At 70.1% G+C, this 20,008-nt stretch carries 15 protein-coding genes; 9 read left to right on the top strand and 6 right to left on the bottom strand.

Going from position 1 to position 20,008, the window contains the following annotated elements:
* Positions 1-32: 32 nt before the first annotated feature.
* On the bottom strand, positions 33-1,394 hold the full coding sequence (locus tag TU31_RS05105; protein ID WP_042149444.1) for an aspartate aminotransferase family protein: 1,362 nt from the start codon (positions 1,392-1,394) through the stop codon (positions 33-35).
* Between the two features lie 2 nt (positions 1,395-1,396).
* Positions 1,397-1,870, bottom strand: coding sequence for an Lrp/AsnC family transcriptional regulator (locus tag TU31_RS05110; RefSeq protein WP_042150015.1), 474 nt, complete (start codon positions 1,868-1,870; stop codon positions 1,397-1,399).
* Positions 1,871-2,049: 179 nt separating this feature from the next.
* Between TU31_RS05110 and TU31_RS05115 the strand changes: the two genes are divergently transcribed.
* Positions 2,050-3,504, top strand: a complete 1,455-nt coding sequence (locus TU31_RS05115) for a gamma-aminobutyraldehyde dehydrogenase (RefSeq protein ID WP_042149447.1) — start codon at positions 2,050-2,052, stop codon at positions 3,502-3,504.
* Between the two features lie 121 nt (positions 3,505-3,625).
* On the top strand, positions 3,626-4,807 hold the full coding sequence (locus TU31_RS05120) for a polyamine ABC transporter substrate-binding protein (protein WP_042149449.1): 1,182 nt from the start codon (positions 3,626-3,628) through the stop codon (positions 4,805-4,807).
* A 281-nt stretch (positions 4,808-5,088) separates the two neighbouring features.
* Here TU31_RS05120 and TU31_RS05125 read toward each other — a convergent pair whose 3' ends face one another.
* Both TU31_RS05125 and ybiA read right to left on the bottom strand, forming a co-directional pair.
* Positions 5,089-6,108 (bottom strand): adenosine deaminase, encoded by a 1,020-nt coding sequence (locus TU31_RS05125; RefSeq protein ID WP_042149454.1) that lies wholly within the window; start codon positions 6,106-6,108, stop codon positions 5,089-5,091.
* A gap of 126 nt (positions 6,109-6,234) precedes the next feature.
* The gene (gene ybiA / locus TU31_RS05130; RefSeq protein WP_042149457.1) at positions 6,235-6,858 is read right to left on the bottom strand and encodes a riboflavin biosynthesis intermediates N-glycosidase; all 624 of its coding nucleotides are present in this window, start codon (positions 6,856-6,858) and stop codon (positions 6,235-6,237) included.
* Between the two features lie 201 nt (positions 6,859-7,059).
* Between ybiA and TU31_RS05135 the strand changes: the two genes are divergently transcribed.
* The 6 genes from TU31_RS05135 to TU31_RS05160 all read left to right on the top strand — a co-directional run bounded on the left by TU31_RS05135 (position 7,060) and on the right by TU31_RS05160 (position 14,382).
* Positions 7,060-8,577, top strand: a complete 1,518-nt coding sequence (locus tag TU31_RS05135; protein ID WP_042149460.1) for a gamma-aminobutyraldehyde dehydrogenase — start codon at positions 7,060-7,062, stop codon at positions 8,575-8,577.
* A gap of 130 nt (positions 8,578-8,707) precedes the next feature.
* Positions 8,708-9,955: an ABC transporter substrate-binding protein gene (locus TU31_RS05140; RefSeq protein ID WP_042149464.1), complete on the top strand. Its 1,248-nt coding sequence runs from the start codon at positions 8,708-8,710 to the stop codon at positions 9,953-9,955.
* 59 nt (positions 9,956-10,014) lie between these two features.
* Complete coding sequence (locus TU31_RS05145; protein WP_042149466.1) at positions 10,015-11,178, top strand: ABC transporter ATP-binding protein; 1,164 nt, start codon at positions 10,015-10,017, stop codon at positions 11,176-11,178.
* Positions 11,175-12,113, top strand: a complete 939-nt coding sequence (locus tag TU31_RS05150; RefSeq protein WP_107070612.1) for an ABC transporter permease — start codon at positions 11,175-11,177, stop codon at positions 12,111-12,113. Before TU31_RS05145 ends, TU31_RS05150 begins: the two co-directional genes overlap by 4 nt.
* The gene (locus tag TU31_RS05155; protein ID WP_042149468.1) at positions 12,113-12,958 is read left to right on the top strand and encodes an ABC transporter permease; all 846 of its coding nucleotides are present in this window, start codon (positions 12,113-12,115) and stop codon (positions 12,956-12,958) included. The genes TU31_RS05150 and TU31_RS05155 overlap by 1 nt, the downstream gene beginning before the upstream one ends.
* A 5-nt stretch (positions 12,959-12,963) precedes the next feature.
* On the top strand, positions 12,964-14,382 hold the full coding sequence (locus TU31_RS05160; RefSeq protein ID WP_370682699.1) for an NAD(P)/FAD-dependent oxidoreductase: 1,419 nt from the start codon (positions 12,964-12,966) through the stop codon (positions 14,380-14,382).
* A 50-nt stretch (positions 14,383-14,432) separates the two neighbouring features.
* On the opposite strand, the gene TU31_RS05165 is transcribed toward TU31_RS05160, so the two are convergent.
* Together TU31_RS05165 and gabT are read right to left on the bottom strand one after the other, a co-directional pair.
* The gene (locus tag TU31_RS05165; protein WP_078885543.1) at positions 14,433-15,071 is read right to left on the bottom strand and encodes a phosphatase PAP2 family protein; all 639 of its coding nucleotides are present in this window, start codon (positions 15,069-15,071) and stop codon (positions 14,433-14,435) included.
* 664 nt (positions 15,072-15,735) lie between these two features.
* Positions 15,736-17,085, bottom strand: coding sequence for a 4-aminobutyrate--2-oxoglutarate transaminase (gene gabT, locus TU31_RS05170; RefSeq protein WP_042149474.1), 1,350 nt, complete (start codon positions 17,083-17,085; stop codon positions 15,736-15,738).
* A 263-nt stretch (positions 17,086-17,348) separates the two neighbouring features.
* Here gabT and TU31_RS05175 point away from each other — a divergent pair, with 263 nt between their 5' ends.
* Positions 17,349-19,835, top strand: a complete 2,487-nt coding sequence (locus TU31_RS05175; RefSeq protein ID WP_042150025.1) for a hypothetical protein — start codon at positions 17,349-17,351, stop codon at positions 19,833-19,835.
* Positions 19,836-20,008 lie beyond the last annotated feature (173 nt).

Below are 20,008 nucleotides of genomic sequence, written 5' to 3' on the forward strand. Positions count from 1 at the left end.
GTCCCCGCGCGCGGCGGGTGGTGCCGCGGGGGTCAGAGCTTGGTCCAGGCCTCGGTGAGGACCGTGCGCAGAATCTGCTCGATCTCGTCGAAGACCGACTGGTCGGCGACCAGCGGCGGGGCGAGCTGGATGACCGGGTCGCCACGGTCGTCGGCGCGGCAGTAGAGACCGTTGTCGTACAGCGCCTTGGAGAGGAAGCCGTACAGGACGCGCTCGGTCTCCTCCTCGTTGAAGGACTCCTTGGTGGTCTTGTCCTTGACGAGCTCGATGCCGTAGAAGAAGCCGTTGCCGCGGACGTCGCCGACGATCGGCAGGTCGTGCAGCTTCTCCAGGGTGTTCAGGAAGTTGGCCTCGTTGTCGAGGACGTGCTGGTTGAGGCCCTCGCGCTCGAAGATGTCGAGGTTGGCGACACCGACGGCCGCGGAGACCGGGTGGCCGCCGAAGGTGTAGCCGTGCAGGAAGGTGTTGTCGCCCTTGTAGAACGGCTCGGCCAGGCGGTCGGAGATGATGCAGGCGCCGATCGGGGAGTAGCCCGAGGTCATGCCCTTGGCGCAGGTGATCATGTCCGGGACGTAGCCGAACTTGTCACAGGCGAACGTCGTACCGAGGCGGCCGAAGGCGCAGATGACCTCGTCGGAGACGAGCAGCACGTCGTACTGGTCGCAGATCTCGCGGACCCGCTGGAAGTAGCCGGGGGGCGGCGGGAAGCAGCCGCCGGCGTTCTGCACCGGCTCCAGGAAGACCGCGGCGACCGTCTCCGGGCCCTCGAAGAGGATCTGCTGCTCGATCTGGTCGGCGGCCCAGCGGCCGAAGGCCTCGGGGTCGTCGCCGTGGATCGGCGCGCGGTAGATGTTGGTGTTCGGGACCTTGTGCGCGCCGGGGACCAGCGGCTCGAAGGGGGCCTTCAGACCGGGCAGACCGGTGATGGACAGGGCGCCCTGCGGAGTGCCGTGATAGGCCACCGCGCGGGATATCACCTTGTGCTTCATCGGCTTGCCGACGAGCTTGAAGTACTGCTTGGCCAGCTTCCAGGCGGTCTCGACGGCCTCGCCGCCACCGGTGGTGAAGAAGACCTTGTTGAGGTCACCGGGGGCCTCGTTCGCCAGCCGCTCGGCCAGCTCCACCGCCTTGGGGTGCGCGTAGGACCACACGGGGAAGAAGGCCAGCTCCTGCGCCTGCTTGAAGGCGGTCTCGGCGAGCTCCACCCGGCCGTGGCCGGCGTTGACCACGAAGAGGCCGGCGAGCCCGTCGATGTAGCGCTTGCCCTTGTCGTCGTAGATGTTGGTGCCCTCGCCGCGCACGATCGTGGGCACGGGGGCATTCTCGTACGACGACATGCGGGTGAAGTGCATCCACAGGTGGTCGTATGCCGTCTTGGAGAGGTCGCCGCTCATTGCTATCTCGTTCCCCAGGTGTAGGTCTGCTTCCGGAGCTTGAGGTACACGAAGCTCTCGGTGGATCGGACGCCGGGAAGCGTGCGGATCCGCTTGTTGATCATTTCCAGAAGGTGGTCGTCGTCCTCGCAGACGATCTCGATGAGGAGATCGAAGGAGCCTGCCGTCATGACGACGTACTCGACCTCTTCCATGGTCGTCAGGGCGTCGGCCACGGGGTCGAGGTCACCTTCGACGTTGATGCCGACCATTGCCTGCCGACGGAAACCGACCGTGAGGGGGTCGGTGACCGCGACGATCTGCATCACGCCTTGGTCGAGCAGTTTCTGTACGCGCTGGCGTACCGCCGCTTCGGACAGGCCGACGGCCTTGCCGATCGCGGCATACGGACGGCGCCCGTCCTCCTGGAGCTGCTCGATGATCGCCAGGGAGACGGAGTCGATCGACGGGGTGCCGTTTCTGTCACGAGTGGCCACGCCGTTCACTGTGCACGAGCCTCGTCTGTCTTGCAACCCCAAAGCGATGAAATTAGTCGTGTAGCGATCAGAATTTCACTGATTCCGTTGTTCCTGGGTGGCGGGTGTGTTGAAAACGTGGGTTCCATGGCTAGGGTGGATGTCCAAACCACCAGACTTCTGACTGAAGGGGGCGCACAGTGACCACCGCACTGCGTCGTCTGCGCAACTACATCGACGGGGAGTTCCGGGACGCCGCCGACGGGCGGACCACGGAGGTGGTCAACCCCGCCACGGGCGAGGCGTACGCCACCGCCCCGCTCTCGGCCGCCGCCGACGTGGACGCGGCGATGGCCGCCGCCGAGGCCGCCTTCCCCGCCTGGCGGGACCTGATCCCGGCCGAGCGCCAGAAGGTCCTGCTCAAGATCGCCGACCGCTTCGAGGAGCGGGCGGAGGAGCTGATCGCCGCCGAGTCCGAGAACTGCGGCAAGCCGGTAGCGCTCGTACGGTCCGAGGAAATCCCGCCGATGGTGGACCAGATCCGCTTCTTCGCGGGGGCCGCACGGATGCTCGAAGGCCGCTCGGCCGGCGAGTACATGGAGGGCTTCACCTCCATCATCCGCCGCGAGCCGGTGGGTGTCTGCGCCCAGGTCGCGCCGTGGAACTACCCGATGATGATGGCCGTGTGGAAGTTCGCCCCGGCGCTGGCCGCGGGCAACACCGTCGTCATCAAGCCGTCCGACACCACCCCGGCCTCCACGGTGCTGATCGCCGACATCATCGGCAGCGTGCTGGACGAACTGGGCCACTCCCGCGGGGTGTTCAACGTCATCTGCGGTGACCGCGAGACCGGCCGGCTGATGGTCGAGCACAACGTTCCGGCGATGGCCTCGATCACCGGCTCGGTGCGCGCCGGTATGCAGGTCGCCGAGTCCGCGTCCAAGGACCTCAAGCGGGTCCACCTGGAGCTGGGCGGCAAGGCGCCGGTCGTCGTCTTCGAGGACACCGACATCCCCAAGGCCGTCGAGGACATCTCCGTCGCCGGCTACTTCAACGCCGGCCAGGACTGTACGGCCGCCACCCGGGTGCTCGTCCACGAGTCCATCCACGACGAGTTCGTCTCCGCGCTGGCCAAGGCCGCTTCGGAGACCAAGACCGGCGCGGTCGACGACGAGGACGTGCTCTACGGCCCGCTGAACAACGCCAACCAGCTCAAGCAGGTCAAGGGATTCATCGAGCGGCTGCCCGCGCACGCCAAGATCGAGGCGGGCGGTGAGCAGGTCGGCGAGAAGGGCTACTTCTTCGCCCCGACCGTCGTCTCGGGCCTCAAGCAGGACGACGAGATCATCCAGCACGAGGTCTTCGGCCCGGTCATCACGGTCCAGTCGTTCAGCGACGAGAAGCAGGCCGTGGAGTGGGCCAACGGCGTCGAGTACGCCCTGGCGTCCTCGGTGTGGACCAAGGACCACGCCCGCGCCATGCGGATGTCCAGGAGCCTCGACTTCGGCTGTGTGTGGATCAACACCCACATCCCGCTGGTCGCCGAGATGCCGCACGGCGGATTCAAGAAGTCCGGCTACGGCAAGGACCTTTCGGCCTACGGCTTCGACGACTACACCCGCATCAAGCACGTGATGACCTCGCTGGACGGCTGAGTAGGGGGAATCCTTCCCGCCGGGCGTCACGGAACGCCCGGCACACCGTCGCGGGCGGAGGCCCGGCAACTGACGCTCTGTCGCTTGCCGCCTCCGCCCGCGACGCGTGAGAGTGCTCGCCATGGCAGATCTTTCGCGGCGGGCGCTGCTCCGGGGCACGGGCGGACTGGGTGTGACGGGGGCGCTGGCCGCCATGACCGGATGCGGGGTGCCACCGGCCTACGTCGGGGCGGCGGACCGCGGAGGCCCGGACCGGTCGGCACGGGACCGCAGGCTCGTCTTCGCCAACTGGCCCCTCTACATCGACGTCGACGACCACCACAAACAGCGCCGCCCCACCCTGGACGCCTTCGAGCGGCGCAACGGGATCTCCGTCACGTACACCGAGGAGATCAACGACAACGACGAGTTCTTCGGCAAGATCAGCCCGGCGCTGATGAACCACCAGAGCACCGGCCGCGATTTGATCGTCATGAGCGACTGGATGTGCGCCCGGTTCGTCCGGCTGGGCTGGGTCCAGGAAATGGACCGCGCCGCCCAGCCGCACGTCGCCCGGCACCTCGATCCGCTGCTGCGGAGCCCGCACTTCGACCCCGGCCGCAGGCACTCGGTGCCCTGGCAGTCCGGGATCACGGGCATCGCCTACAACCGCAAGAAGCTCGGCCGGGAGATCCGGCACACCGCCGACCTCTGGAAGAACGATCTGCGCGGCCGGGTCACCCTGCTCTCCGGGCTCGATGAATCATTCGCCCTGCTCATGCAGGGCGACGGGGTGGACATCACCCGCTGGACGGCCGACGACTTCCACCGGATGACCGACCGCATCCGCCGCCTGGTGAGCAGGGGCCACATCCGGCGGTTCACCGGCAACGACTACATCAAGGACCTGGACTCCGGGGATGTGCTCGCCGCGCAGGCCTACTCGGGCGATGTGATCCAGCTCCAGGCGGACAACCCGGACATCGAGTTCGTGGTGCCGGAGGAAGGCGCCGAGCTCTGGGCCGAGAGCCTGCTGATCCCCGACCTCGCGGAGCACAAGCGCAACGCCGAGCGGCTGATCGACTACTACTACCGCCCGGAGGTGGCCGCGGACCTGGCCGCCTGGGTCAACTATGTCTGCCCCGTACCGGCCGCGCGCGATGTCCTCGCCTCCTCCAGGGACCGGGAGCGCGCCGCGCTCGCCGAGGACCCGCTGATTTTCCCCGACGACGCGATGCGCAAGCGGCTGGCCATCGCCCGCGACATCACGTCGAAGGAGCGGGCCGAGTTCGCCAAGGAGTGGAACGGGATCGTGGGGTTGTGAGCCTGCCGGCCGTGCCGGCTGTGCCGGCCGGGCGGTGTTCTCTGTCCGTGCCGTGGTCTCTGTCCGTGCGGTGTTCGCTGCCGTGAGGCGCCTCGCTCCCTGCCGTGAGGCGCCTCCTTATATTCCGGCAACGATTACGGAGAGTGGTTGGTTCCTTGGCGTTGCGTGATGTGCTGTTGCGGGTTGCGGGTTGCGGGTTGCGGGTTGCGGGATGCGGGATGCGTGAGGCGGTGCTGCGTGAGGGGCAGTGTCACGACAGGGTCAGTGCCATCACGACAGGGTCAGCGCCATGACGCCGTGTACGCGTCGATCTCGGCCGAGAGGCGGGACTTGGCCGGCGCGTCCATGAAGGAGGCGTCGACGGCGTTCTTGGCGAGGGCGGCCAGGCCGGTGGTGTCCAGGCCCAGCAGCCGGGCGGCGACGGCGTATTCGGTGTTGAGGTCCGTGCCGAACATCGGGGGGTCGTCGCTGTTGATGGTGACCAGCACGCCCGCGTCGACCATCTCCTTGACCGGGTGCTCCTCCAGGGTGCGCACCGCGCGGGTGGCGATGTTGGAGGTGGGGCAGACCTCCAACGGGATGCGGTGCTCGGCGAGATGGGCCAGCAGCCGGGGGTCCTGGGTGGCGCTGGTGCCATGGCCGATGCGCTCGGCGCCGAGGTCGTTGAGGGCGTCCCAGATCGTGCCGGGGCCGGTGGTCTCCCCGGCGTGCGGTACGGAGTGCAGACCGGCCGCGCGGGCGCGGTCGAAGTACGGCTTGAACTGCGGGCGCGGCACCCCGATTTCCGGGCCGCCGAGGCCGAACGAGACCAGGCCCTCGGGCTGAAGATCACAGGCGATCCTGGCGGTCTCCTCCGCGGCTTCCAGGCCCGCCTCGCCGGGGATGTCGAAGCACCAGCGCAGCACGACGCCCAGCTCCGACTCCGCCGCCTTCCGGGCGTCCTCGATGGCCTCGACGTACGCGGCGTCGGGGATACCGCGGCGGGTCGAGCTGAACGGGGTGAGGGTCAGCTCGGCGTAGCGGATCTGCTGCCGCGCCATGTCCCGGGCGACCTCGTAGGTCAGCAGCCGGACGTCCTCGGCGTCGCGGATCAGGTCCACGACGGAGAGATAGACCTCGATGAAGTGCGCGAAGTCGCGGAAGGTGAAGTAGTCGGCCAGCGCTTCGGGGTCGGTGGGGACGGCGGAGTCGGGGTGCCGCGCCGCCAGTTCGGAGACGATGCGCGGGGAGGCCGATCCGACGTGGTGGACGTGCAGCTCCGCCTTGGGCAGGCCCGCGATGAAGGCATCGAGATCGGACAACGGTTCCTCCTGGTCAAAGGGTGCGCGGGGGTGCAGGGAACGGCCTGGCCATGCTAAGCGGGCGGGGCCGGCCGGGGGCGCGGGTGTGCGGAGATCGCCCGCACCCGGCCGGCCGCGCGGTCTGTCCTACGCCCCCGCGCCGGCCGCCTCCCGCAGCCGCTGGCGGGCCGCCATCAGCGCGAAGCCCAGCAGATTCAGGCCCCGCCAGCGGGCCGGGTCCGCGGCCCGCTCGTCGTCGGCGGCGAGGCCGATGCCCCATATCCGGTCCACGGGGCTGGCCTCGACCAGCACCCGGGAGTTCGTGCCGAGCAGATACTCCCGCAGGGCGGCGTCCTGGCCGAACTTGTGGACGCTGCCCTCGACGACCAGGTCGAAGCGGTGCCGCCGCCAGGTCTCCTCGTCGAAGCCGCGGACCGTGCGCCCGGCGTCCTTGGCCTGCTTGGGGTGGCGGGCCGCGAGCGCGCGGCGCTCCGCCTCCGCATCGCCGAACAGCCGGGCCTTGCCGGCCATCATCCAGTGCTCCGCGGTGGCGTAGCGGACGCCCTCGGCGGTGAAGGGAGCGGGCCACCACTGGCTGAAGCAGCTCACGCCCAGGCTGCCGTCGCGCCGGGGGCTGTGGCCCCAGAAATGGACGTATTTGAGGCGCTTGCCGGTGGCGGTCTGCCGGCACAGCTCCTCGACCGAGCGGGGCCCGTCCGCGACCGGCCCGGCCGCGTCCCCCGTGGTGATCCCCGTGCTGTCGTGCATCATGCCGGGATTCTGTCAGCGGGCACTGACAACGTGTCGGGGTCCCCGAGGGTGAAATCGCAGAATCCGTCGCGTAACCAAAAGGCAACAACGGAATCCCTTGTTGAGGTCGCTCTCCTCTGTCAAGATCGGCCATCGATTCCGGAAATAGCTACGCCAGACAGTGCCGCTGAGCGGCTCCGGCGCCCGGCGGAGGAGAGCACCATGGATCACCGATTCGATGTCACCGAGCGGTTCGCCGAGGGCGCGCAATTCATCGCGGGCAGTCTCCGCGCCGGCAGTTCCGGCCGCACCCAGGACGTCGTGGACCCGGCGACCGGCGAGACGGTGTACTCCTACGCCCTCGCGGGGACGGCGGATGTCGACGCGGCCGTGGATGCCGCCCGGCAGGCGTTCCCGGAGTGGGGCGGTGCCACACCGGGGGAGCGCTCCGACACCCTGCACCGTTTCGCCGCCGCGCTCGCCGAGGACGCCGGCGATCTCGCCTACGCGGAATCGCTGAACTGCGGAAAGCCGATCAAGCTCAGCAACGAGTTCGACGTACCGGGCTCGATCGACAACGCGGCCTTCTTCGCGGGCGCCGCCCGTCACCTGGAAGGCAAGGCGGCCGGCGAATACAGCGCCGACCACACCTCCGTCATCCGCCGCGAACCGATCGGCGTGGTCGGCTCCATCGCCCCGTGGAACTACCCGCTCCAGATGGCCGCCTGGAAGGTGCTCCCGGCCATCGCCGCGGGCAACACCATCGTCCTGAAGCCGGCCGAGATCACCCCGTTCACCTCGCTGCTGTTCGCCCAGGCCGCGCAGCGCGCCGGACTGCCCGACGGGGTGCTCAACATCGTTTCCGGCGCGGGCCGGGACGCCGGTGAGCGCCTCGTCGGCCACCCCTCCGTCGCGATGACGTCCTTCACCGGCTCGACCGCCGTCGGCAAGCGCGTCGCCGAGATCGCCACCGGCACGGTCAAGCGGCTGCACCTCGAACTCGGCGGCAAGGCCCCCTTCGTCGTCTTCGACGACGCGGATCTGGAGGCCGCCGTCCATGGAGCGGTCGCCGGATCGCTGATCAACACCGGCCAGGACTGCACCGCCGCCACCCGCGCCTACGTCCAGCGCCCGCTCTACGACGCCTTCGTCAGCGGCGTCGCCGACCTGATGGCGACCGTACGGCTCGGCGACCCCTTCGACCCGTCCACCGACCTGGGCCCGCTGATCTCGCACGCCCAGCGCGACCGGGTGGCCGGTTTCGTCGACCGGGCGCGCGGCTACGCCACGGTCGTCACCGGCGGTGAGGCTCCCGGCGGCGAGCTGGCCAAGGGCGCCTACTACCGGCCGACGCTGATCGCCGGGGCCGCGCAGGACAGCGAGATCGTGCAGTCCGAGATCTTCGGTCCGGTGCTGGTCGTGCTGCCCTTCGACAGCGACGACGAGGGCATCGCGCTGGCCAACGACACCCCCTACGGGCTGGCCGCCTCCGCCTGGAGCCGGGACGTCTACCGCACCGGCCGCGCCACCCGCGAGATCAACGCGGGCTGTGTCTGGGTCAACGACCACATCCCGATCCTCAGCGAGATGCCGCACGGCGGCGCCAAGGCATCCGGTTACGGCAAGGACATGTCGGCCTACTCCTTCGACGAGTACACCCAGGTCAAGCACGTCATGTACGACAACACCGCGGTCGCGCGCAAGGACTGGCACCGCACGATCTTCGGGGACCGCCCCTAAGGGACGTTCCCCGCCGAGCACCACCGAGCCCCCCACCGGGCCCACCCCATGGGCCCACCCAGCGGCCAGCGCCGCGCGGCATCGTCACCACCGGCCGAGCGCCGGGCTCACCCTTGAAAGGGCACTGCGCATGGAGCACCACGAGCAGCCCGAACCCCTGTCCCCGGCCGAACTCGCCGCTGCGCGCCGTAGCCTGACGGACGGCCGGCTCGCCATGACCCGCCGCTCCCTGCTGCGCGCGAGCGGCGCCGTGGCGGCCACGATCGGCGGCCTCGGTGCCCTGTCGGCCTGCGGCATCCCGCCCGCGGGCCGTACGGACGCCGGCCGTTCCGAGGACCACTCCAGGGCGGAGAAGCGGATCAGCTTCTCCAACTGGACCGAGTACATGGACGTCACCGACGACGGCAAGCACCGGCCCACCCTGGAGCACTTCACCAAGCGCACCGGCATCGCGGTCAAATACACCGAGGACATCAACGACAACGACGAGTTCTTCGGCAAGATCCAGGCCCAGCTCGCGGCGGGCCAGGACACCGGCCGGGATCTGATCGTGCTCACCGACTGGATGTGCGCGCGGATGATCTCCCTCGGCTGGATCGAGTCGCTGGACCCGGCCAACCTGCCGCACGCCTACGCCCATCTCTCGCCGCAGTTCCGCAGCCCCGCCTGGGACCCGGGCCGCGCGCACTCCTACCCCTGGCAGGGCATCCCGGCGATCATCGCGTACAACAAGAAGGCCACCGGCGGCCGCAAGGTCGACTCGATCAGCCAGTTGCTGGAGGACCCCAAGCTCAAGGGCCGGGTCGGTTTCCTCTCCGAGATGCGCGACAGCGTCGGACTGACCCTCCTGGACATGGGCAAGCGGCCCGAGGACTGCACCGCGGACGATTTCGACGCGGCCATCGCCCGGATCCAGAAGGGCGTGGATTCCAAGCAGATCCGCCGCTTCACCGGCAACGACTACACCACCGACCTGGACAAGGGCGACCTCGCCGCCTGCGTGGCCTGGGCGGGCGATGTCGTCCAGCTCCAGAACGACAACCCGGACATCGGCTTCGCCGTCCCCAAGGCCGGCTACATGACGTCCACCGACAACCTCATGGTGCCGAACAAGGCCCGCCACAAGCAGAACGCAGAACGGCTCATCGACTACTTCTACGAGCCGAAGGTGGCGGCGAAGATCGCGGCGTACATCAACTACGTCTGCCCCGTGGAAGGCGTACGCGAGGAACTCGCCAAGATCGACAAGAAGGCGGCCGCCAACCCGCTGATCATCCCGGACCAGGAGATGGCCGAGAAGTCCCACTCCTTCCGTGCCCTGTCCGCCAAGGAGAACAAGGCGTTCACGCAGAAGTTCTCCGACCTCACCGGCGCTTGATCCCCCACCTCTCAGGCCCGCCCGAGCCGTTTCGCCCTCCGACCCACGGGACGACCGACATGACCCACTCCGCGACCCCCCAGAGCAGCGGCGGCGACGTCCGCCTCCACGGGATCAGCAAGACCTACGGCTCCTTCACCGCCGTCCATCCGCTCGACCTGACCGTCCCCGCGGGCTCCTTCTTCGCGCTCCTGGGCGCCTCGGGCTGCGGCAAGACGACCACTCTGCGCATGATCGCCGGGCTGGAGGAGCCCACCACCGGCACCGTCGAGCTGTCCGGCCAGGACGTCACGGTCCTGCCGCCGTACAAGCGCCAGGTCAACACCGTCTTCCAGAACTACGCGCTCTTCCCGCACCTGGACATCTACGAGAACGTCGCCTTCGGTCTGCGCCGCCGCGGCATCAAGTCCGTCAAGAAGCAGGTCGAGGAGATGCTCGACCTGGTCCAGCTCGGCCCGATGGCGCGCCGCAAGCCGCAGCAGCTCTCCGGCGGCCAGCAGCAGCGCGTCGCGGTCGCCCGCGCGCTGATCAACCACCCCCAGGTGCTGCTGCTCGACGAGCCGCTCGGCGCCCTCGACCTCAAGCTGCGCCGCCAGATGCAGCTGGAGCTCAAGCGCATCCAGACCGAGGTCGGCATCACCTTCGTCCATGTCACCCACGACCAGGAGGAGGCCATGACGATGGCCGACACCGTGGCCGTGATGAACGGCGGCCGGGTCGAACAGCTCGGCGCCCCCGCCGACCTCTACGAGAACCCCGCCACCACCTTCGTCGCCAACTTCCTGGGCACCTCCAACCTCATCGAGGCCGAGGTCGTCGAGGCCGGCGGGGACGAGCTGCTGCTCAAGGCGGCCGACGCCAAACTGCGGCTGCCCGCCGCCCGGTGCAGCGCCCCCGCCCGCACCGGCGGGAAGGTGCTGGCCGGTATACGGCCCGAGAAGGTCGCCCTCAAACACACCGATGACGCCGGCACCATCGCCGAGGGCCGCAACCGGCTGCCAGGCCGCATCAAGGACGCCAGCTTCATCGGCGTCTCCACCCAGTACGTCGTCGAGGTACCCGGCCTGGGCGAACTCGCCGTCTACGAGCAGAACGTCGAGCGCGACGGCCGCCTCGTCCCCGGCGCCGAGATCGTCCTGCACTGGAGCCCGGCGCACACCTTCGGTCTGGACGCCGCACAGGACATCCAGGCCGGCGCGGACCTCGACGAGGAGGCCGCGTGACCACCACCGAGACGCCCGCACCACCGGACGGCCAGGCCGGGACGGCACCCCTGGAGGTGCGCAAAACCCCCGCCCGCAAGCGGCTCGTCCCCTACTGGCTGCTGCTGCCCGGCATCCTGTGGCTGATCGTCTTCTTCGCCGCCCCGCTCGTCTACCAGGCGTCGACGTCGGTCCAGACCGGCTCCCTCGAAGAGGGCTTCAAGGTCACCTGGCACTTCGCGACGTACTGGGACGCGCTCGGCGAATACTGGCCGCAGTTCGTCCGCTCCGTGGTCTACGCCGCCACCGCCACCGCGCTCTGTCTGCTCCTGGGCTACCCGCTGGCCTATCTGATCGCCTTCAAGGCCGGCCGCTGGCGGAATGTCGTGATGATCCTGGTCATCGCGCCGTTCTTCACCAGCTTCCTGATCCGTACGCTCGCCTGGAAGACGATCCTGGCCGACGGCGGACCGGTCGTCGGGCTGCTGAACTCGCTGCACGTCCTGGACGTCACCAGCTGGCTGGGACTCACCGAGGGACAGCGGGTGCTGGCCACCCCGCTCGCGGTGGTCTGCGGACTGACCTACAACTTCCTGCCGTTCATGGTGCTGCCGCTCTACACCTCGCTGGAGCGCATCGACCCGCGCCTGCACGAGGCCGCCGGGGACCTCTACGCCCGCCCGGCCACCACCTTCCGCCGGGTGACCTTCCCGCTGTCGATGCCCGGTGTCGTCGCCGGCACCCTGCTCACCTTCATCCCGGCCGCCGGTGACTACATCAACGCCGAACTGCTGGGCTCCACCGACCAGAAGATGATCGGCAACGTCATCCAGTCGCAGTTCCTGCGGGTGCTGGACTATCCGACCGCCGCCGCCCTCTCCTTCATCCTCATGGCGGCCATCCTCGCCATGGTCACGCTCTACATCCGCAAGTCGGGGACGGAGGATCTGGTCTGATGGCCGTCCACGGGACCACCGAAGCCACCGCGGTCCGCACCCCGAACCGGGGCCTGCGCTGGCTGCGCCGCAACATCGTCGCGATAGCGGGCCTGTGCACGCTGGGCTACCTGATCCTGCCCAACATCGTGGTGATGGTCTTCTCCTTCAACAAGCCCAACGGCCGCTTCAACTACCAGTGGCAGCGCTTCTCCACGGACGCCTGGCGCGATCCGTGCGGCGTCGCCGACCTGTGCGGCTCGCTGGCCCTGAGCCTCCAGCTCGCGCTGTGGGCCACCCTCGGCGCGACCGTCCTCGGCACCATGATCGCGTTCGCGCTGGCCCGCTACCGCTTCCGGGCCCGCTCCGGCGTCAACACCCTGATCTTCCTGCCGATGGCGATGCCCGAGGTCGTCATGGCCGCCTCGCTGGCGACCCTCTTCCTCAACATGGGCATCCAGTTCGGCTTCTGGACGATCCTCATCGCGCACATCATGTTCTGTCTGAGCTTCGTCGTCACCGCCGTCAAGGCCCGGGTGATGAGCATGGACCCGCGTCTGGAACAGGCCGCGCAGGACCTCTACGCCTCCCCCCTCCAGACCTTCCTCCGGGTGACGCTGCCGATCGCCGCCCCCGGCATCGCGTCCGGCGCGCTGCTGTCCTTCGCCCTGTCCTTCGACGACTTCATCATCACCAACTTCAACGCCGGCTCCACCGTCACCTTCCCCATGTTCGTCTGGGGATCGGCGCAGCGGGGCACGCCGGTTCAGATCAACGTCATCGGCACGGCGATGTTCCTGGTCGCCGTGGTGTGTGTAGTCGTCGGCCAGCTGGCCGGGGCCCGCAAAAGGAGCAAGAGGAGCTGAGAACCATGGCACGAGCTGCCATGACCCCGTCCGCCGCGCATGCGCTCGCGGACGCCGAACCCACCCCCTTCTGGCTGGCCGACCCGGACCGGCCGGCCGCCCGGCCCGCCCTCGTCGGCGACGAGACCTGCGATCTGCTGGTCGTCGGCGGCGGCTACTCCGGTCTGTGGACCGCGCTGATCGCCAAGGAACGCGACCCCCAGCGCGATGTCGTCCTCGTCGAGGGCGCCGAGATCGGCTGGGCCGCCTCCGGACGCAACGGCGGTTTCTGCGCCGCCTCCCTCACCCATGGCCTCGGCAACGGCCTGGCCCGCTGGCCCGGTGAACTCGCCACCCTCGAACAGCTCGGCATCCGCAACCTCGACGCCATCGAGGAGGCCGTCGCCCGCTACGGCATCGACTGCGCCTTCGAGCGCACCGGCGAGATCGACATCGCCACCGAGCCCCACCAGATCGCCGAACTCAAGGAGTTCGCCGAGGACGCCGCCGGACTCGGCCTGGACCGGCACACCTTCCTCGACGAGGACGAGCTGCGCGCCCAGATCGACTCGCCGACCTTCCGTGCCGGACTGTGGGACCGCGACGGCGTCGCCATGCTCAACCCGGCCCGGCTCGCCTGGGGCCTGAAGCAGGCCTGTCTCGGCCTCGGCGTCCGCATCTACGAGCGCACCCCCGCCACCGACCTCGCCTCCGACGGCATCGGTATGGCCGTCCGTACGCCCTACGGCCGGGTCTTCGCCCGCCATGTCGCGCTCGGCACCAACGCCTTCCCGTCACTGGTCAAGCGGGTCCGCCCGTACATCGTCCCGGTCTACGACCACGCCCTGATGACCGAGCCGCTCTCCGAGGAACAGCTCGCCGCCATCGGCTGGAAGAACCGCCAGGGCCTCTCGGACTCCAACAACCACTTCCACTACTTCCGCATCACCGCCGACAACCGCATCCTGTGGGGCGGCTACGACATCGTCTACCGCTACGGCGGCGGCGTCCGGGCCGAGTACGACCACCACCCCGCCACGTACGAGAAGCTCGCCCGGCACTTCTTCCGCTGCTTCCCGCAGTTGGAGGGGCTCCGCTTCACCCACACCTGGGGCGGCGCCATCGACACCTGCTCCCGCTTCTCCGCGTTCTTCGGCACCGCCCACGCCGGCCGGGTCGCCTACGCCACCGGCTATACCGGCCTCGGCGTGGGGGCCACCCGCTTCGGCGCCGAGGTGATGCTCGACCTGCTCTCCGGCGAGCGCACCGAGCGTACGGAGCTGGAGATGGTCCGCAGCAAGCCGCTGCCCTTCCCGCCCGAGCCGCTGCGCTGGGCCGGTATCGGGATCACCCAGTGGTCCATGACCCAGGCCGACACCCGCGGCGGCCGCCGCAATCTGTGGCTGAAGGCCATGGACAAGGTGGGGCTGGGCTTCGACAGCTGACACGCGGCGCAAGGGGCGGGCGGCGGGCAGCCGTCCGCCCCGCGCGTTCCTCAGCGCCGCTGCGCCCGCCCGGCGCCCGCCCCCGACCACCGGTCGCACACCGCACACCACACCGCCAGCAGCACCGCGGCCAGGCACCAGCTGCCGAGCACATCCAACGGCCAGTGATAGCCGCGACGCACCAGCCCGAGGCCGACGGCCACATCGAGCAGCGCCACCACGGCCACGACCGCGGGCGCGAACAGCCGGCGGGCCGGGCGGGCCGCCCGCCTCCGCCGTACCCCGCGGATCACCAACAGCGCGGCCACGCCGTACGCCACCGCCGCCGTGGCGCCATGGCCCGACGGATAGAAGCCGTCGTGCGCCCCGCCCGCCATCTCCGGCGGGCCCGGCCTGGCGAGCCACAGTTTGAGCGGGACGACCAGCGCGGGCACCACGGCCAAGGTGAGACCGGCGGCGAGCGGCGGCAGCCACCACCGCACGCGGGCACCCTCGTTGGGCGCCTCCTTGCTTCTGTCGCGCCACCCCTGCCACCCCGCCCACACCATGACCACGCACAACACCGGCAGTGCCACAGCCGTGTTGCCGAGATCGGCGCAGAACTCGGCGGGCCCGGCCGGGAGATGGCCGGTGGCCAGTGCGCGCCCGAGCCGCTCGTCGAGCGCGCGCAGCGGGCCGTGGCCCGCCACCTGCCAGGTGAGCGCGCCGAAGAGCAGCGCACCGACGGCACCGACCCACCACGGGGAGCAGCGCCGGGAGCCGTCGCCGGACGGGCCATCGGACGGGCCGGAGCCCGGAAAAGGGGTCGGCCGCCTCGGAACAGGGGGGGTGGTTCCGAGGCGGCCGCGTGGACCGGTGTCCCGCGCGCCCCGGGGGGTATGGGGCGGGCGGACATCCGATCGGTGAGGATTCCCGGAACCGGGGGTTCCGGTGTTGTGCGCGAGGGCACGGCCTGATCGGAGCCGGGGAAGCGCCGACCGGGCGTCGCCCGCAGTCCCCTGCGAGCGGGGTGTTTCTCTCATCTGCAGAAACCGTACGGCACCGCGAGCGCACCCGACAGGCGCATCACCCTGCCGCCATCGGCCCCGCACATCTTCTTCACGCCATGTCTCCAGCTACGCGCGTCCATACGGAAATGAGCCCAGAAAAGGGGACAGAAGGGGGGTGGAAGGGGGAGGGCAGGTGCGCGCGCCGGCCCGCACCCGGCCCGCCTCCCGCCGCGCGTCGGCCCGTCTCCCGCGCCGCGTACCCGCCCGTCCCCGGGCCCCGAACGGGGCGCGGCCCGGGGCACGACATGAGCCGTGCCCCGGGCCGCGCCGGGGTTCCTTCCGCGAGGTGCGCGCCGCCGGCCGCTCAGAGCGCGGCGAAGGCGCCCTCAAGGATGTCCAGACCCTCGTTGAGCAGGTCCTCACCGATGACCAGCGGCGGCAGGAAGCGCAGCACATTGCCGTACGTGCCGGTCGTCAGCACCAGCAGGCCCTCCTGGTGGCAGGCCTTGGCGAGGGCGCCGGTGGCCTCCGGGTTCGGCTCCTTGGAACCGGACTTGACCAGCTCGATCGCGATCATCGCGCCGCGGCCGCGGACCTCGCCGATGATGTCGTACTTCTCGGCAAGGGCGTTCAGCCGGGCCTTCATGACCTCGCCGATCCGGCGGGCCTTGGCGTTCAGGTCCTGCTCGCGCATGGTCTCGATCGAGCCGAGCGCCGCGGCGCAGGCCACCGGGTTACCGCCGTAGGTGCCGCCCAGGCCGCCCGCGTGCGCCGCGTCCATGATCTCCGCCCGCCCGGTCACGGCCGCCAGCGGCAGACCACCGGCGATGCCCTTGGCCGTCGTGATCAGGTCCGGCACGATGCCCTCGTCCTCGCACGCGAACCACTGGCCGGTGCGGCAGAAGCCGGACTGGATCTCGTCCGCGACGAAGACGATCCCGTTCTCCTTCGCGAAGTTCGCGATCGCCGGGAGGAAGCCCTTGGCCGGCTCGATGAAGCCGCCCTCGCCGAGCACCGGCTCGATGATGATCGCCGCGACGTTCTCCGCGCCGATCTGCTTGGTGATCTGCGAGATGGCCTGGTCGGCGGCCTCCTGCGCGCAGTTCTCCGGGCCGGTCAGCCAGCGGTAGGGGTAGGCCAGCGGGACGCGGTAGACCTCCGGCGCGAACGGGCCGAAGCCGTGCTTGTACGGCATGTTCTTGGCGGTCAGCGCCATCGTGAGGTTCGTCCGGCCGTGGTACCCGTGGTCGAACACGACCACGGCCTGCCGCTTGGTGTACGCACGCGCGATCTTGACCGCGTTCTCCACGGCCTCCGCACCGGAGTTGAACAGCGCCGACTTCTTCGCGTGGTCACCCGGCGTCAGCTCGGCCAGCTGCTCACAGACCTCGATGTACGGCTCGTACGGCGCCACCATGGCACAGGTGTGGGTGAAGGCCGCCAGCTGTGCGGTGGCCCGGCGGACGACCGCCTCCGCGCTGTTGCCGACCGAGGTCACCGCGATGCCGGAGCCGAAGTCGATCAGGGAGTTGCCGTCCACGTCCTCCAGGACGCCACCGCCCGCGCGCTTGACGAAGACGGGCAGCACGGCGCCGACACCACCGGCCACCGTGGCCTGCTTACGGGCCCACAGCTCCTGCGACTTCGGGCCGGGGATCGCGGTGACGACGCGACGCTCCTGGGCGAGGGCGGGGCCTCCGGACAGTTCGGTCATGGCAGTCTCCTGGTGGGTGGAACGGGACGTACACAGGTGTTGTTCTCGCAGGCTAGGGGCGGCCGGGCGGGTCTGGCATGTTCCGTTCGGGAGAAGTGCGCGTGTTGCGTTGTCCGCACCGGACATAGCGACGCCCCACGGCCAGTAGATTGAACGCCGGCCCACCCGGCAACGGCGGCCACCAGCGCGGGCATGACAATGACAACGCGGCCGGCCGCCCCGGCCGCGGCAGGCCACGGCTCAAGGGGGACAAGGGGCACCGGATGGACACCGAGGGCACGCACGACGCACGCAACACCCGCTCCGACCAGGTGCCGCGGCCGGCGGCACCCCCGGACGTGCCGCCGCGGCCCAGTGCGGCGCCGCACTTCGCCGCTCCGACCGCCGCGGCCGGCCGGGCCGCGGGCTCCGAAACCCGGCCGGGCGATGCACCACAGTCCCCGTTCATGGCCTGGCTGAGCGCTCCGCGGGTCCTGGCAGGGCCAGGGGTCTGGGCCTTCGAGCACAAGCCCCGGCCCAAGGAGGAGCCGCAGGAGATCGCGGTGCCGCAGCTGATCGCCGGGGCGGTGATTTCGTTCCTGTGCGCGTGGCTGATCTGGTCGTTGCTGATGAACGACTACCTCGGCCCCTACTGGAAGTGGCCGCGCGAGGTGATGCTCCCCGACGCGTGGAAGACGGGCAACGCCAACATCATCTCGTCCTTCATCTATATGGCCCTCGTTCTCGGCGCGATCGTCGTCGTCTTCGGCCGGGTGGGGCGATGGCCCACGCTGTTCCGCCGGATGCTCGCCCCAGCGGCGAACCGGGTCTGGGACCGGCTGCCCGCGTGGCTCGCGCCCAAGGAACCCGCTGCGCTCCCCGGCGGACAGCTGTTCGCGCGAGCGGCGGTGACCCTGCTGCTCGTGTGGCTTCTCTGGCAGTGGTGCATCGACAAGACGACCGACTCGTCCCTCCTGATGCTTCAGCTGGAGCATCTGACGCCGGTGTCGGGCGAGGCCGCGTCGTATTTCTACTACGCCACCAGCTTTTCGCTGATCGACCTCGGGCTGCTGCTGGCCGTCTTCAGCCGGTTCGCCTGCCTGCCGGAGCTGCGTCGTCGGTACGGCTCACCGAGCCGTCGGGGCACGTCCGACGCCAAGAAGACGGCCGATCCCACCGCCCGGGTGCTTCAGGTGGACCAGGCGGAGTGGGCCGCCCTGCGTGCCGCGGGCGCTCCCGGGGCCGCCGACCGCCTGGCGCACGAGGCCCGGTCCGGGCTCATGAACGATGTCGATCACGCGCGGATCAGCCGTGCCTGGCAGTCCGTACGTGCACAGCCGAGCCGGCTTCAGGCCTTCGTCGACAGTGTGCGCGACCACGGCGCCGCCGCGTGTCTGCACCCCTCCGGGGCACGCGATCTGACGACGCGGACCGCACCGCACGACCTCCTCACCTCCCAGGTGCGCATCGGCACGGCGGCCGAAGACGCACGCAACCCCTATGAGCGGCGCGGCACGGGCTGTGCGCTCGAACCCGAGGTGCTCGGCACCTCGCTGCTGGCGGTCGGCCCGCCCGGTTGCGGAAAGACAACGCGCCTGGTGCGCCCGCTGGTTGAGAGCCTCTGCCTCCAGGCGCTGGCCGGGCGGGCCGCCGTCGTGTCCCTCGGGACGGCTGCCTCGGCACCCGCGCCCGAGGACGCCTTCGACGCCGTGGTCAGGATCGGGCACCGCGACGCGGAGTGCGATCTGGACCTGTACGGCGGCACGACCGACCCCGATGAGGCGGCCGGAATGCTGGCCGAGGCGCTGGTAGGGGATGTGGCGGCGACGCTGCCCGGAGGCGATGTGCGGCGGGCGGCCACCGTGCTGGGGCAGTTGCTGGGACCGTTCCAGGTGGCGCACGGGCGGTTCCCCCGCGTGACGGAGCTACGGGAGTTGCTGGACGGGGCACGAGAGGCAATGGCGGGGCTGCGGGCCACGCTCGAGGCGGCCGGTGAGCACGGCGCGCTGCGGGAGCTGGACGCCCGGGAGCGGCAGGCGGAACGGCCGGGAGACGCCGGGGTGCTGCTCGCGGACCGGATCGCGCTGCTGGACCGGCCGGCGTTCGCGGGCTTCTTCGACCCGACCGGGCGCGCGCGGCAGGTGTCGCTGCGGGCCCTGGATCATCCGCTGCGGGTACGGATCGATCTGCCCGAACGCGGCCACGCGGAGGCTGCGCGGATTCTGGCCCGGCTGGTCCTGGCGCAGTTCACCGAGTGCGCGGTGGCTCGGTCGGACCGGTCGGTCTTCGCCTGTCTGGTGCTTGACGACGCCTCACATGTGATCACGCAGGAGGCGCTGCGCGGACTACAGCGGCTGCGGTCGGCGAACGCGGGAGCCGTGCTGACGCTGCGTTCCCTGGACGACGTGCCCGACGCGCTGCGCGGCACCCTGCTCGGTGCGGTCGGCTGCCGGATGGCGTTCGCGGGCGTGACCACCTGGGACGGGGCGCGGTTCGCCGAGGTGTGGGGCAAGGCGTGGGTCGAGACGCGGGACGTCACCGACCGGCAGATTGTCTCCGACGAGCCGTTCACCAAGGTCATGCACTCCATCCGGCGGCTGGTCACGGGCAAGAACGTGACCGCCAAAGCCGTCACCGTCCGTACCGTCGAGCGGGAGCGCTGGTCCGCGTCGGATCTGGCGAATTCGGTGCCGCCCGGGCATGCGGTGCTGTCCGTGACGTCGGTGGCCGGGGAGCATGCTCCGCCGGTGCTGGTGGATCTGCGGTCCTGAGGGGCTCGGGGGACCGCCCGTGCCGCCTGCCCGGGACGGAGGGGTGGGGGGCTGGAATGGTGGTCCCCCCGATTCCTCCGTTGAGGCAGAATCGGCAGTGGCCGTTCATACGAGGCGGCGTAATCAATCGGGTGTCGGGCGGGCATCGGCCGGTTCGTGGCCGGTTGCCGGCC

This window comes from Streptomyces lydicamycinicus, from assembly GCF_000829715.2.
GTDB lineage: Bacteria > Actinomycetota > Actinomycetes > Streptomycetales > Streptomycetaceae > Streptomyces > Streptomyces lydicamycinicus.